The sequence below is a fragment of the Falsiroseomonas ponticola genome (assembly GCF_016805305.1).
Lineage (GTDB): Bacteria > Pseudomonadota > Alphaproteobacteria > Acetobacterales > Acetobacteraceae > Falsiroseomonas > Falsiroseomonas ponticola.
In genome coordinates this window covers 98,980-112,301 of record NZ_JAERQN010000014.1, presented here as the reverse complement: position 1 = coordinate 112,301, position 13,322 = coordinate 98,980, and the positions used below count along the sequence as shown (strand labels likewise).

Sequence of the window (13,322 nt, the reverse complement as noted above, 5' to 3'; positions counted from 1 at the left end):
TTAGGACCGAAGGGCCGACGGCCTCGAGATCGCGCCGCCGGTGCAGGGCTGCAGCCCTGCACCGGCGGTCACACTATGCATCATCGCCAAGACACAAGGGGCCGCTGCCCCTCGGCGGGGAAGGGGTTCGGGGAAGGGGCGGAGCCCTTTCCCCGAAAGGCCACAAGCCCCTCACTCCACCCGCGTCTGGAACGTCACCGCCGGCCCCAGGTTGAGGGCGCCGGTCAGGGTGTAGCCGAGGTTCACGGTCGCGCGGCGGACCCAGACCTGCTTCAGGTCGAAGAGGGGGATGCTGCAGCCGGCGTCGAGGATCTTGCGTTGCGCGGTGGCCCAGAGGGTCATCTGCCGGGCTTCGTCGGGTTCGGCGCGTGCGGCGTCGATCTCCTCGTCGGCCGCGCTGCAATGCGCGAAGTTCAGCGACATGGTGGGCAGGCCGGGGGCGCTGCGGGAGTGGTAGAACTGGCTCAGGTAGCTGTCCGCCACGGGGTAGCGCGCGGCGCCGTAGAAGGTGAGCTGGGACAGGTTCTCCCGGATGCGGGCGTGGTAGGTCGGGTGTTCGACCACGTCCATCTCCAGCCGGATGTTGGCGCGGCGGAGTTGCGCCTGCACGACTTCCATGATGGGGAGCTGGGAGTTGATGGAGGAGACGACGGCGCGGAGCGTGATGCCGTCGCGGTGGCCGGCTTCGGCCAGCAGGGCGCGGGCGCGGGCGGGATCGGCGGCGAAGCGCGGCACGTCCTGCGTGGCGCCGAGGTAGCCGGGCGGCACGGGGCTGACCCAGGGGGTCGCGACATCGAGGCCGACGAAGCGCGCGATGCCGGGCACGTCGAGCGCGTGCTGCAGGGCGCGGCGCACGCGGGGATCGGTCAGCGGCGCGGAGCGCGTGTTGATCAGCAGGGTGCGGAATTCGCCGGGGGAGAAGACGTCCACCACGGTGTTGGGCTGGGCGCGCATGCGTTCCACCCAGCGCTGTTCGCGCCGGCCGCTGATCAGGTCGAGCTCGCCGGCGGTGAAGGCGAGTTCGCGCGTGGCGTCGGAGTTGATGAAGCGGATGTCGATGGCGCGCAGCGCCGGGCGGCCGCGCCAATGGTCGTCGAAGGCCACCATCCGGGCCTGGGCGCCGCCGTGGCTCGCGAGGCGGAAGGGGCCTGTGCCCTGCTGGTAGCCCGCGGCATCCGCGCGGCGGGAGACGATGAGCCCGCCATGGTAGTTGGCGAAGAGGCCCTGCGCCCCGGCCACGGGTTCGCGCAGCGTGACGCGGATGGTGCGGGCGTCCACGACCTCGACCCCCGTCATCGCGGCGTAGTCGCCGGCGAAGCTGCTGCGGCGCGCATCGGCGGCGCGGCGGAGGGAGAAGGCGACATCCTCCGCCTCCAGCGGCGTGCCGTCATGGAAGCGGACGCCGGGGCGCAGGTGGAAGGTGAAGGTGCGGCCATCGGCGGAGCGTTCGAAGCGCTCGGCCAAATCCGGTTCGATGGCGGCGGGGTCGGCGCTGCCGGGCGGGAAGCGCAGCAGCCCGTCATGCGCCCAGGACATCGGCGCCTTGTCCTGGGATGCGGTGGCGCGGTGCGGGTCCGTGGTGCCCATGGTGTCGGCGATCATGCCGACGCGAAGGGTCTGCGCCTCGACGGGGGTTGTTGCCAGCAATGGCAGTGTTGCCGCCAGCGCCAGCCATGCCTTCGATGTCACCGCGTTCTTCCCCACCCACTGGTGGCTTGCAGGATGGGGCCATGCGGGCCACGCTCGCAACCATGGAGCGCTTCGACGTCGCGGTGATCGGTGGCGGCATGGTCGGCACGGCCATCGCCTATGGCTGCGCGGTCCAGGGCGCGCGCGTGGCGCTGCTGGATGAGGGTGATGTCGCGCTGCGGGCGGCGCGCGGCAATTTCGGCCTGGTCTGGGGCCAGTCCAAGGGCGATGGCATGCCCGCCTATGGCGACTGGACGCGGCAGAGCATCCGGCTGTGGCCCGACCTGGCGGAGCGCGTATCGGGCCTGGCGGGGCGGGACGTGCATTACCGCGCGACGGGCGGGCTCGGCTTCTGCCTGGATGAGCGGGAGCTGGAGGCCAAGGCCGCCTTCGTCAGGCGCCGGCACAATGACGGCCACGCGACGCTGCGGATGCTGGACCGGCGGGAATTGCTGGACCTGATGCCGGGCTGCCCGCTGGGGCCGGAGGTGCTGGGCGCGAGCTTCGATCCCTCCGACGGGCATGCCGATCCGCTGGTGCTGCTGCAGGGCATGCAGGCGGGGCTGCTGCGGGCGGGCGGGCAGCACCGGCCGGGGGCGCGGGTGACGGGGATCGACGGCGCCGCGGGGGCCTGGCGGATCGCGCGGGCGGATGGCAGCGCGGTGGAGGCTTCGCGCGTGGTCGTCGCGGCGGGGGTGGCGACGACGCCGATCGCGGCGATGGTCGGGATCGACGTGCCGGTGCGGCCCGTGCGCGGACAGAACATCGTGACGGAAAGGCTGGACCCGATCCTGCCTTTGCCCGCCAGCGCGCTGCGCCAGACCGGGGATGGCACCATCCAGATCGGCGTGACCAACGAGGATGACGGCAGCTTCGAGATCGCGACGACGACCGCGGCGCTCGCGCGCATGGCCGCGCGGGCGATCCGCGTGCTGCCCGCCATCCGGGGTGCGCGCATGAACCGCGCCTGGGCGGCGCTGAGGCCGATGACGCCGGATGGCTTCCCGGCCTATGCGGAAAGTGCGACGCATCCCGGCTGCTTCGTCGCCACCTGCCATTCCGGCGTCACGCTGGCCGCCGTGCATGCGGGGCCGCTGGCGGCGGGGATCCTGGCTGGGCGGCTGCCCGACTTCGCCATAGACCTGCATCCGGAGCGCTTCCGGGGGATGACCCATGTTTCGTCGCACTGAGCCCACCGACTGCACCATCCGATGGGAGGGGCGGGAGATTCCCGCCCGCGCGGGGGAAAGCCTGGCGGTGGCGCTGCTCGCCGCCGGTGTCGCCGCCTTCCGGCAGACGCCGGTGACGGGGGCGGAGCGCGGGCCGCTCTGCCTGATGGGGGCCTGCTTCGATTGCCTGGTGGAACTCGACGGGCAGCAGAACGTGCAGGCCTGCCTGGCGCCGGTGCGGCCGGGGATGGTGGCGGCGATGCAGCGCGGCGCGCGCCATTTTCATGAGTCGGAGGATGCGGCGTGACGCAGGTGGATATCCTGGTCCTCGGCGCCGGCCCGGCGGGCATGGCGGCGGCGACGGAGGCGCGGGCGCGTGGCTTTTCCGTGCTGGTGCTGGACGAGAATGCGCAGCCGGGCGGGCAGGTGCATCGCGCCGTCGAGGCGCGTCTGAAGAAGAGCGCGGTGGAAGCGCGGCCCGCGAAGGATGGGCAGGACCGGGATGGGGCGAGGCTGGCCGCGGCGTTCCGGGCCTCCGGTGCGGATTACCGGCCGGATGCTACGCTCTGGGCGGTGGAGCCGGAGGGGAAGGTCTTCTGGTCCGAGGGCGGCGCGGCGCGCAGCGCCAGCGCCAGGCGGCTGATCCTCTGCGCCGGCGCGACGGAACGGCCGGTGCCGATCCCGGGCTGGACGCTGCCGGGGGTGATGACGGTCGGCGCCGCGCAGATCGCGCTGAAGACGGCGGGGCTGCTGCCGGAGGGCAAGGCGTGGATCGCGGGCCAGGGGCCGCTGCTGTGGCTCTATGCCAACCAGGTGGTGGCGAAGGGCGGCCGGGTGGAGGGGATCATCGACCTCTCCCCGCCCGGCGGTCTGGCGCGGGCGGCCTGGCACCTGCCGAATGCGCTGCGGGCGCCGGAATACCTGGCGAAGGGGCTGGCCTGGCAGCAGCGCATCCGCAATGCCGGCATCCCGATCCGCCGCGCGACCAGGCTGGTGGCGGAAGGCGATGGGCGGCTGGAGCGCATCGTCATCGATGGCTGGTCGCGCCCCGCCGAGCTTCTGCTGCTGCATGACGGCGTGGTGCCGAACACGCAGGTGACGCGCGCCATCCCGGGCTGCGCGCATGACTGGGATGCGGGCCAGCGCTGCTGGAAGCCGCGCCTCGACGACTGGGGCAACACGACGGTCGAGGGCGTGATGGTCGCGGGCGATTCCGGCGGCATCGGCGGCGCCAGGGTGGCGGCGCTGGCCGGGCGGCTGGCGGCGATCGAGGCGGCGCGGGCGCTGGGCAGGCTGACGGCGGACCAGCGCAACGCGGAAGCCGGGCGCATCCGGCTGGAATGGAAGCGGCAGCGCGCGCCGCGGCGCTTCCTGGACGCGCTGTTCCCGCCCTTGCCGGAAGCGGCGATCGAGGACGGCACCATCGTCTGCCGCTGCGAGGAAGTGACGGCGGGCAAGCTCCGCGGCGCCGTCGCGCTGGGCTGCCTCGGCGCCAACCAGACCAAGGCCTTTACCAGGGCCGGCATGGGCGCGTGCCAGGGGCGCATCTGTGGGCCCGCCGTGCATGGGGTGATCGCGCAGGCGCGGGGCGTCGATCCCGCCACCGTCGATCCCTTCCGCACGCGCTTCCCGACCAAGCCACTGACGCTCGGCGAACTCGCGGCGCTGGCGGAGGCGTGAGACAGGCCGTCGTCATCGGGGGCGGGCTGCACGGGCTCTCCACCGCGCTGCACCTGCAACGCACGCCCGGCTGGCAGGTCACGCTGCTGGAGCGCCGGCATGTCGGGCGGCATTCCTCCGGCGTGAATGCGGGGGGCGTGCGCCGGCTGGGGCGGGACCTCAGGGAGATCGCGCTCTCCGTCGTCTCCGCGGAGATGTGGGCCGGGATCGGGAAGATCGTCGGCGATGATTGCGGCTTCCGCGCCACCGGGCAGGTGAAGGTCGCGGAAAGCCCCGCCGACATGGCGAAGAACGAGGCGCGGGTCGCCGCCGTGCGGGCGCTGGGCTGGACGCATGAGGAGGTGGTGGACCAGGCGGAGGCGCGCCGCCTGCTGCCGGCCGTGGCGCCGCATGTCGTCGGCGCGCTGGTGGTGCGGGATGACGGGTCGGCGGACCCGATGCGCACCGTCATGGCCTTCCGCCGCGCGGCGGAACAGGCGGGGGTCACGATCCTGGAGGGCGTGGCCGTGACCGGCCTGCGCGCCACCGCCGCCGGCACCATCATCGTCGAGACCGACCAGGGCGCGCATGAGGCCGAGCGCGTGGCCAATTGCGCCGGCGCCTGGGCGACGCGGATCGCCCGGATGGTGGGGGAGGAGATCCCCTGCGGCGTGAAGGCCAGCATGATGATCGTGACGGAACGCCTGCCGCGCTTCTGCGAGCCGACGGTCGGCGCGACCTCCCGCTCCCTCTCCTTCAAGCAGGTGGCGAACGGGACGGTGGTGATCGGCGGCGGGCACCAGGGGCGGAACGACGTGGTGGCGGAGACCTCCACCGTGCTGTTCGGCAGCCTGGCGCATGCGGCGCGGATATCCTGCGAGCTGTTCCCGATGATGCGGGGCGCGCGGATGGTGCGGAGCTGGGCGGGGATCGAGGCCCGGACGCCCGACGAGGTGCCGGTCATCGGGGAAAGCCGCGCCCTGCCCGGGCTGTTCCATTCCTTCGGCTTCTCCGGCCACGGCTTCCAGCTGAGCCCGGCCGCGGGGGCGGCGGTGGCGGAATTGCTGGCGCGGGGCGCGACCAACCTGCCGATCGCGGCCTTCCATCAGGATCGGTTCACACTCGCGGCCTAAGGCTTTCACGGAATTATGTTGCGGCGCAGCAAGTTGCACGGCAGAAGCCCGGAGGCTGGCGAACCGGCGGCCTGCCCGCCCCGTTGGGGCGGCACCACGCCCGGGCAAGACCGGACGCCACACGGCAAGGAAAAGCACGGATGAGCACGTCCACCACGCGCCCCGGGATGCCCCCCGGCCCTGACCTCCTGTCCCGGGGCGTGGAGACCATGGCCCGCTTCCTGGACCAGGCGCGGCAGATGGGCGACGTGGCGGCGCGGCAGATGGCGGCGCTGGCCCCCGTGATGCGGCCGAGCTTTTCCGCCCCCGGGGACCGCAACCCGGCCGCGGCGCTGGCCGGCAAGTCCCCGGCGGCGCTGGCGCAGGATGCCATGGCCTATGCGGTGGATGCGACGCAGCGCTCCATCCTGTTCTGGGACACGATGCGCCAGGCCGGCAATGCCTTCGTGGAGCATGAGAAGGCGGGCTGCCCGCCGGTGCTGGTCTTCGACTGGGACATGGTGGTGGATGGCCGCACCCTGCCGCGGCGCTGCAACTACGCCCTGGTGCGGATCAGGCCGCCGGAGGGCTTCAAGCCCACCGACCCCACCATGCGCCCCTTCGTCATCATCGACCCGCGCGCGGGCCACGGGGCGGGGATCGGCGGCTTCAAGTCCGACAGCCAGGTGGGCGTCGCGCTGCGGCGCGGCCACCCCGTCTATTTCGTCATCTTCTTCCGGGACCCGGAGCCGGGGCAGACCATCCTCGACATCACCAGCGCGGAGGCGACCTTCCTCCGCACCATCCATGAGCGCCACCCGGAGGCGCAGAAGCCGGTCGTGATCGGCAATTGCCAGGGCGGCTGGGCGGTGATGATGCTGGGCGCCAGCGAGCCCGACCTGACCGGGCCCCTGGTGCTGAACGGCGCGCCGCTGTCCTACTGGGCGGGGGAGAAGGGGCGGAACCCGATGCGCTACACCGGCGGCCTCGCCGGCGGGTCCTGGCCCGCGGCGCTGCTGGCCGACCTCGGCAACGGGACCTTCGACGGCGCCAACCTGGTGGCCAACTTCGAGAGCCTGTCGCCGGGCAACACCTGGTTCCGCAAGTACTACAACCTCTACGAGAAGGCGGACACCGAGGCCGAACGCTTCCTGGAATTCGAGAAGTGGTGGGGCGGCTACTTCCTGATGACGCGGGACGAGATCCGCTGGATCGTCGAGAACCTGTTCATCGGCGACCGCTTCGCGCGCGGCGAGATCAGCGCGGGCAAGGGCGCCAGCTTCAACATGCGGTCGGTGAAGTCGCCGATCGTGGTCTTCGCCTCCGCCGGCGACAACATCACGCCGCCCGGCCAGGCGCTGCGCTGGATCGCCGACGTCTATCGCGACGAGCAGGAGATCAAGACGCTCGGCCAGACCATCGTCTATCTCGTGCATGACGATATCGGCCATCTCGGCATCTTCGTCTCCGGCAAGATCGCCAACAAGGAACACACGGAGATCGCCAATACCCTCGACCTGATCGAGAGCGTGGCGCCAGGCCTCTATGAGATGCGGATCACGGGGGCGGAAGGCTCCGGGCTGAATGCCGGCTACCAGGTGGAGCTGGTGGAGCGGACGGTCGCCGATATCCGCGCCGTGAGCGGCGAGGCGGCGAACGAGGCCTTCCCGGCGGTGGCGCGCATCTCCGCCATGAACCAGATGGCCTACGACACCTTCGCGAGCCCGGTGATCCGGCAATTCGCGACGGAGAAGACGGCCGAGGCGCGGCGGCAGATGAACCCGATGCGGGCGCGGCGCTACATGGTCAGCGACCAGAACCCGCTGATGGCGCCGCTGGCCGGGCTGGCGGCGCAGGTGAAGGAACACCGCGCGCCGGTCGCGCCGGACAATCCCTTCATCGCGCTGGAACGCGCCTGGGCCGACACGGTGGAGCAATCGATCGACCGGTGGCGCGACATGCGCGACGCCTGGCAGGAAAGCGCCTTCCACGCGGTCTATGGCAGCCTGGCGGCCTTCGGCGTCGCCTCCACGCCGGATGTGGCGGTGCAGGATGGCGTGACGGGCATGCTGGACGACACGCCCGATGTGCGTGCCGCCCTGTCCCGCATCGCGGAGGGCGGCTACGCCGAGGCGGTGGTGCGGATGATGATCCTGCTGGCCAAGGCCCGCGGCGGCGTGCGGCGCAACCGGCTGGAACGGTCCAACGCGCTGCTGACGGGGGAGGAGCCCTTCGCCTCCCTCTCCTCCGCCGCGCGGCAGGCGCTGATCCGGGAGCAGACGGTGGTGGTGGAGATGGCGCCGGAGGAAGCGCTGGCGACGCTGCCGGCGCTGCTGCCCGATCCCGCCGACCGCACCCGCGCGCTGGCGACGGTGGGCGACGTGGCGGGGCCGGAGGAGGAGATGGGGGAACGCGCCCAGGCCATGCTGGCGCGGCTGCGCCAGGTGCTGGCGGCGCCCCCTGCCCTGCCCGCGCCCGAGGCACCGGCCGCGCCGCGCCGCAACGGCCGCGCGAAGCGGTAACGCGGCGGCGGAACATTGTCGGGTTGCGTCGGCGATTCACGAAGGCGCAACCGAGACAGGCCAAGCTGTTGCCAGAGGCCGCGAAAATCACGGCGAGACGGCAAGAGGGCCACCCCATGACGCCGAAAAACACCGGCCACGCACGCGCGCCGGCACGCCGCGAGTCCCCCGCCCCCGAATTGATCGCGGCATCGCTGCTCACCTCCGACCAGGGTTCCGAAATCCACCTGATGTCCCGCGACGGCCGGCTGCTGCGCCTGACCGCGGATGCGGAAACGGCACGCTCCGCCATCATCGGGCTGTGGAAGGCACTCGACAGCCGGCGATAGGGCGCGCGCCGCGGCGCGCTTCGGCCCGGGCCATCCGCAAAGGATCGTGTGGAGGGTAACCGCCAGCGGGTTCCGCACGATGTTCCCCGCGAATGGGAGCATCGGCGATGGCGGGCATGCGGAACTGGGGACGGCGCGGGTTGGGGCTGGCGGCGGCGGGCGTGCTGGCCGCGCCCCGCATCGGCGCGGCGCAGGGGCGGGACCAGCGGATCACCGTCTCCTCCAAGATCGATACCGAGGGCGCGCTGCTGGGCCACCTGATCGTGCAGGCGCTGCGCCGCGCCGGGCTGACGGTGGAGCCGCGCCTCTCGCTCGGCCCGACACGCATCGTGCGCGGCGCGCTGCTGGCCGGGGAGATCGACCTCTATCCCGAATACACGGGCAATGGCGCCTATTTCTTCGAACGGCTGGAGGACCCGGCCTGGCGCGATGGCGACCAGGGCGCGGCGCTGGTGGCGCGGCTGGACCTGGCGGCGAACCGGCTGGTCTGGCTGGATCGCGCGCGGGCCAACAACACCTGGGCCATCGCCGTGCGGCGGGACGTGGCGCAGCGGGAAGGGCTGACGACGCTGGAGCAGTTCTTCGCCAAGGCGGGGCAGCTGCGGCTCGCGGCCTCGGCCGAATTCGTGGAAAGCCCGGTGGCGCTGCCGGCCTTCGAACGCGCCTATGGCGCCACCTTCCCGCGCGAGCGCATCACCATCCTGCCCGGCGGCGACACGGCGGTGACGATGCGCGCGGCGGCGCAGGGGCTTTCGGGCGTCAATGCCGCGATGGTCTATGGCACGGATGGCGCGATCCAGCCGCTGGGGCTGGTGGTGATGCAGGACAACAAGCAGGCGCAGATCGTCTATGAGCCCGCCCCCGTGGTGCGGCAGGCGGTGCTGGAACGTTTTCCCCAGATTCGCAACGCGCTGGCGCCGGTCTTCGCTGGCCTGACGCAGGAGGTGCTGCAGCGCCTCAACGGCCAGGTGGCGGTGGAGGGGCGGACGCCGGAGGCAGTAGCGCGGGCGCATCTCGGCACGTGATCCCCGCGCTGGTTGCGATCGCGGCGCTGCTGCTGCCCCTGCCCTTCCTGGGCGTGGCGCCGAACCGGCTGCTGCCGGGGGAAGGCGTTTCGGCCATCGCGGCGCTGGGCGCCTGGGTCGCGGTGCCGGTGGCGCTGCTGGCGCTGGGTGCCTGGCGGCGACTGCCGGGCTGGGCGGGTGCCGCGAGCGCCGGGCTGGCGGTTCTGGCGCTGCTGGCGCTGGCGGGGATGGCGGCAGGCGAACGGCTGGCGGGGCTTGCCCCCGCCGCGCGGGCGAGCCTCGGCGCGGGGTTCTGGCTGGCCATGGCGGGGGCGCTGGCGCTGCTGGCGATGCGCGGTGCCTGGATGGGCGTGGCGGTCGCGGCCGGCGCGGCGCTGCTGCTGGCGGGCGGGTGGCTCGACCATCTCTCGCTGGTGGTGGAAGGGCATGCGCGGGCGGAGGCGCTGCGCGGCGCGGTGCTGACGCATCTGGCGCTGGCGGGCGCGGCGCTGGGGCTCGCCCTGCTGGTGGCGGTGCCGCTGGCCTGGGCGGGGTTCCGGCGGCCGCGGCTCCGCGCCGCGCTCGGCGCCGCGCTGGCGGGGGTGCAGGTGGTGCCGGCCATCGCGCTCTTCGCCCTGCTGATCCCGCTGCTGGCGGCGCTGCTGCGGGCGGTGCCGGCGCTGCGGGACCTGGGACTGGGCGCGGTCGGCTGGCTGCCGGCGGTGCTGGCGACCGCGGCCTACCTGGCGCTGCCGCTCTGGCGCAGCGTCTCCGGCGGCCTCGCTTCCGCCGATCCGGCTGCGGTGCAGGCGGCGGAGGCGATGGGCATGACGGAAGGCCGCATCCTGGCCGAGGTGCGGCTGCCCCTCGCGCTGCCGGTCTTCGCCGGCGGACTGCGCGTCGCGGTGGTGCAGGCGATCGGGCTGGTGACGCTCGGCGGCCTGGTCGGCGCGGGCGGGCTCGGCGCGCTGGTCTTCGAAGGCCTGGCGCAATTCGCGACGGACCTGATGCTGCTGGGCGCGCTGCCCATCATGGCCCTGGCGCTGGCGGCGGATACGCTGGCGCGGGCGGCGGAAACCCGGCTGGGGAGGCCCGCATGATCGCGCAGCCCGTCATCGCGATCGAGGGCGTGACCGTCCGCTTCGGCGCGACCGAGGCGCTGCGGGATGTGACGCTGCATGTGAATGCCGGCGAGTTCTGCGCGCTGGTCGGGCCCTCGGGCTCCGGCAAATCGACGCTGATGAAGCTGGTGAACCGCCTGGTGGTGCCGAGCGCAGGCGCGGTGCGGGTGCGCGGGCGCGATGTGGGGCAGGAAGCCGCGCCGGTGCTGCGGCGGTCCATCGGCTACGCCATGCAATCCGTGGGGCTGTTTCCGCACCGGACGGTGGCGGAGAATATCGGCACGGTCCCGCGGCTGCTGGGCTGGGACGCTGCGCGGATCGCGCGCCGCGTGGAGGAGTTGCTCGCGCTGCTGCGGCTCGACCCCGGCATGGCCACGCGGCTGCCGCGGGCGCTGTCGGGCGGCCAGGCGCAGCGGGTCGGCATCGCCCGCGCGCTGGCGGCGGACCCCGACATCCTGCTGATGGACGAGCCCTTCGGCGCCGTCGATCCCATCACGCGGCGGGAATTGCGGGCCGAGATGCGGCGCATCCATGCGGAGACCGGCAAGACCATCCTGCTGGTGACGCATGACCCGGAGGAGGCGCTGGAACTCGCCACACATGTCGTGGTGCTGCGCGATGGCCGGATCGAGGCCGATGGGCCGCCGGCGGAGCTGGTGGCGCCGGATGCCGCGCCCTTCGTGCGGGAATTGCTGGGCGGCGGGCAGCCCGGGCTGCGCTGGCTGTCGCTGCGGCCGGCGCGGGGGGCGCTGGACCCTCGCCCGGCACCGCCGGGCGCGCCGGTGCTGGCGCGGGATGCGAGCCTGGCGGATGCGCTCTCCCGCCTCGCGGAATCCGGCGACGAGGCGCTGGGCCTGGAGGGGGAGCGGGGTTCCCTCCGCGCCGAGGGCATCCTGGGCGCGCGGCGGTGATCCGGCTGCGGCGGGGCCTGCCAGCGCTACTGCTGGCGCTGGCGCTGGCCGTGCTGGCGCTGCCCGGCGTCGCGGCCTGGCTGATGGGCGGCACGCAGGGCCCCTACCCGATGGCGCGGCTGCGGGACCTGGCGCTGGACCATGCGGCGCTGTCCCTGGCCGGCGTGCTGCCGGCGGCGCTGATCGGCCTGGCACTCGGCGTCATGGTCACGCGGCCGGGCGGGCGCGGGCTGCGCGGCGCGGCGGATGCGGCGGCGGCGGTGGCGCAGGCGGTGCCGCCGGTGGTGGTGGTGGCGCTGGCGGTGCCGGCCTTCGGCTTCGGCTGGGCGCCGACCGTGCTGGCGCTGATGCTCTACGGCATCATGCCGGTGATGCGGGCGACGGTGGGCGCGCTGGAGGCGGTGCCGCCGGAAACGCGCCTGGCCGCGGAGGCGGTCGGGCTTTCGCCGCGCCAGGTGCTGGCGGAGGTGGAACTCGCCCTCGCCTGGCCGCTGGTGCTGGACGGGTTGCGGGTGGCGCTGGTGCTGGCGGTCGCGACCACCGCCGTGGGGGCGCTGGCCGGAGCCTCGACGCTCGGCACGCCCATCGTCATCGGGCTGCAGAACCAGAACCAGGCGCTGGTGCTGCAGGGCGCGGCCGCCACGGCGGCGCTGGCCTTCCTGGCGGATGCCATCCTGCTGATGGCGGCGCCGGCCCGGGACTGAGGTTGCGGCTCGCCCCGTGCGGGGTATCGTGACCCCAAGCAGTGGGGGGACTGGCCGCATGGCGCGGAAGATGGCGGTGGTGGGGGCGGGGCTGATCGGCCGCGCCTGGGCGATGGTCTTTGCCCGCGCGGGCTGGGAGGTTGCGCTCTACGACCCCGTGGCCGCGGCGCTGGAGGCCGCGCCGGCGCTCTGCGCCGAGGGGCTGGCGGAGCAGCATCGCCAGGGGCTGTGCGAGGACCCCGCCGGCGCCGCCGCGCGTATCCGCGTGGCGCCCGACCTGGCCGAGGCCCTGGCAGGCGCCGACTACGTGCAGGAGAACGGGCCGGAACGCCTGCCGGAGAAGATCGCGATCTTCGCGGAGTTGGACAGGCTGGCGGCGCCCGATTGCATCCTGGCGTCCTCCACCAGCGGCATCCCCTGCTCCGCCTTCACGGAAAAGCTCGCGGGCCGGGCCCGCTGCCTGGTCGCCCATCCGGTGAACCCGCCGCATCTGGTGCCCGTGGTGGAGTTGTCCGGGGCGCCCTGGACCTCCGCCGGCACGATCGCCGCGGCGCGCGCGATCCATGACAGCGTGGACCAGGCGCCGATCACGGTGCTGAAGGAGATCGAGGGCTTCATCCTCAACCGTCTGCAGGGCGCGCTGCTGGCGGAGGCCTTCCGGCTGGTGCAGGAGGGCTATGTGACGCCGCGAGACCTCGACGTGACGGTGGCGGAGGGGCTCGGGCTGCGCTGGTCCTTCCTCGGCCCCTTCGCGACCATCGAGCTGAATGCGCCGGGCGGCATGGCCGATTACTGTTCGCGCTATGCCGGGCTGTTCCAGCGCATGATCGAGAAGCCGCCCTCCCCGGCCGTCTTCGGGGCGGAGGGATGTGCCAAGGTGGTGGAGGCGTGGGGCGAGACGCCGTCGCGCGAGGAGATCGCGGCGCGGAGCGCGCGGCGCGACAAGCGGCTGGCGGCGCTGGCCGCGCATAAGCGGAAGCAGGAGAAGTCGCTGTGACCGTCGACGTTCAGTACAGCATGCGGATTGCGCTCTCGCGCAATCCGAGCGGCCGAATGGCCGCCGCCGCCTATGCGTCACGCCGGAGGCGTGCCTTCGGCACGA

Annotated in this window: 12 protein-coding genes; 11 read left to right on the top strand and 1 reads right to left on the bottom strand. The window is 73.3% G+C overall.

All coding sequences use genetic code 11. The features are described 5' to 3' along the window. Positions 1–171 precede the first annotated feature (171 nt). Complete coding sequence (locus JJI54_RS28615) at positions 172–1,689, bottom strand: ABC transporter substrate-binding protein (protein ID WP_318987604.1); 1,518 nt, start codon at positions 1,687–1,689, stop codon at positions 172–174. Positions 1,690–1,730: 41 nt separating this feature from the next. On the opposite strand from JJI54_RS28615, the gene JJI54_RS28610 reads away from it, so the two are divergent. The 11 genes from JJI54_RS28610 (at position 1,731) to JJI54_RS28560 (ending at position 13,217) form a co-directional block, all read left to right on the top strand. Continuing rightward, complete coding sequence (locus tag JJI54_RS28610; protein WP_226382200.1) at positions 1,731–2,879, top strand: NAD(P)/FAD-dependent oxidoreductase; 1,149 nt, start codon at positions 1,731–1,733, stop codon at positions 2,877–2,879. Beyond that, entirely contained in the window at positions 2,863–3,165 is a 303-nt protein-coding gene (locus JJI54_RS28605) for a (2Fe-2S)-binding protein (protein WP_203076839.1), read from the top strand. The genes JJI54_RS28610 and JJI54_RS28605 overlap by 17 nt, the downstream gene beginning before the upstream one ends. Next, the gene (locus JJI54_RS28600; protein WP_318987603.1) at positions 3,162–4,538 is read left to right on the top strand and encodes an FAD/NAD(P)-dependent oxidoreductase; all 1,377 of its coding nucleotides are present in this window, start codon (positions 3,162–3,164) and stop codon (positions 4,536–4,538) included. Before JJI54_RS28605 ends, JJI54_RS28600 begins: the two co-directional genes overlap by 4 nt. Continuing rightward, positions 4,535–5,650, top strand: coding sequence for an NAD(P)/FAD-dependent oxidoreductase (locus tag JJI54_RS28595; RefSeq protein ID WP_203076838.1), 1,116 nt, complete (start codon positions 4,535–4,537; stop codon positions 5,648–5,650). The genes JJI54_RS28600 and JJI54_RS28595 overlap by 4 nt, the downstream gene beginning before the upstream one ends. Positions 5,651–5,790: 140 nt before the next feature. Further along, positions 5,791–8,151, top strand: coding sequence for a DUF3141 domain-containing protein (locus tag JJI54_RS28590; RefSeq protein ID WP_203076837.1), 2,361 nt, complete (start codon positions 5,791–5,793; stop codon positions 8,149–8,151). A gap of 116 nt (positions 8,152–8,267) precedes the next feature. Beyond that, the gene (locus tag JJI54_RS28585) at positions 8,268–8,480 is read left to right on the top strand and encodes a hypothetical protein (protein WP_203076836.1); all 213 of its coding nucleotides are present in this window, start codon (positions 8,268–8,270) and stop codon (positions 8,478–8,480) included. Between the two features lie 107 nt (positions 8,481–8,587). Continuing rightward, positions 8,588–9,505 (top strand): ABC transporter substrate-binding protein, encoded by a 918-nt coding sequence (locus JJI54_RS28580; protein WP_203076835.1) that lies wholly within the window; start codon positions 8,588–8,590, stop codon positions 9,503–9,505. Continuing rightward, entirely contained in the window at positions 9,502–10,584 is a 1,083-nt protein-coding gene (locus tag JJI54_RS28575; protein WP_203076834.1) for an ABC transporter permease subunit, read from the top strand. Before JJI54_RS28580 ends, JJI54_RS28575 begins: the two co-directional genes overlap by 4 nt. After that, a complete protein-coding gene (locus JJI54_RS28570) occupies positions 10,581–11,516 on the top strand; it encodes an ABC transporter ATP-binding protein (RefSeq protein WP_203076833.1) in 936 nt (311 codons plus the stop codon). The genes JJI54_RS28575 and JJI54_RS28570 overlap by 4 nt, the downstream gene beginning before the upstream one ends. Then, the gene (locus JJI54_RS28565; protein ID WP_318987602.1) at positions 11,513–12,220 is read left to right on the top strand and encodes an ABC transporter permease; all 708 of its coding nucleotides are present in this window, start codon (positions 11,513–11,515) and stop codon (positions 12,218–12,220) included. Before JJI54_RS28570 ends, JJI54_RS28565 begins: the two co-directional genes overlap by 4 nt. 58 nt (positions 12,221–12,278) lie before the next feature. Then, the gene (locus tag JJI54_RS28560; protein WP_203076832.1) at positions 12,279–13,217 is read left to right on the top strand and encodes a 3-hydroxyacyl-CoA dehydrogenase; all 939 of its coding nucleotides are present in this window, start codon (positions 12,279–12,281) and stop codon (positions 13,215–13,217) included. The last annotated feature ends 105 nt before the right edge of the window (positions 13,218–13,322 follow it).

Bases quoted from the DNA above. Each gene is read 5' to 3' on its own strand.
- JJI54_RS28605 (WP_203076839.1), top strand. From the start codon at position 2,863: ATGTTTCGTCGCACTGAGCCCACCGACTGCACCATCCGATGGGAGGGG.
- JJI54_RS28570 (WP_203076833.1), top strand. From the start codon at position 10,581: ATGATCGCGCAGCCCGTCATCGCGATCGAGGGCGTGACCGTCCGCTTC.
- JJI54_RS28580 (WP_203076835.1), top strand. From the start codon at position 8,588: ATGGCGGGCATGCGGAACTGGGGACGGCGCGGGTTGGGGCTGGCGGCG.
- JJI54_RS28610 (WP_226382200.1), top strand. From the start codon at position 1,731: ATGCGGGCCACGCTCGCAACCATGGAGCGCTTCGACGTCGCGGTGATC.
- JJI54_RS28585 (WP_203076836.1), top strand. From the start codon at position 8,268: ATGACGCCGAAAAACACCGGCCACGCACGCGCGCCGGCACGCCGCGAG.
- JJI54_RS28590 (WP_203076837.1), top strand. From the start codon at position 5,791: ATGAGCACGTCCACCACGCGCCCCGGGATGCCCCCCGGCCCTGACCTC.
- JJI54_RS28560 (WP_203076832.1), top strand. From the start codon at position 12,279: ATGGCGCGGAAGATGGCGGTGGTGGGGGCGGGGCTGATCGGCCGCGCC.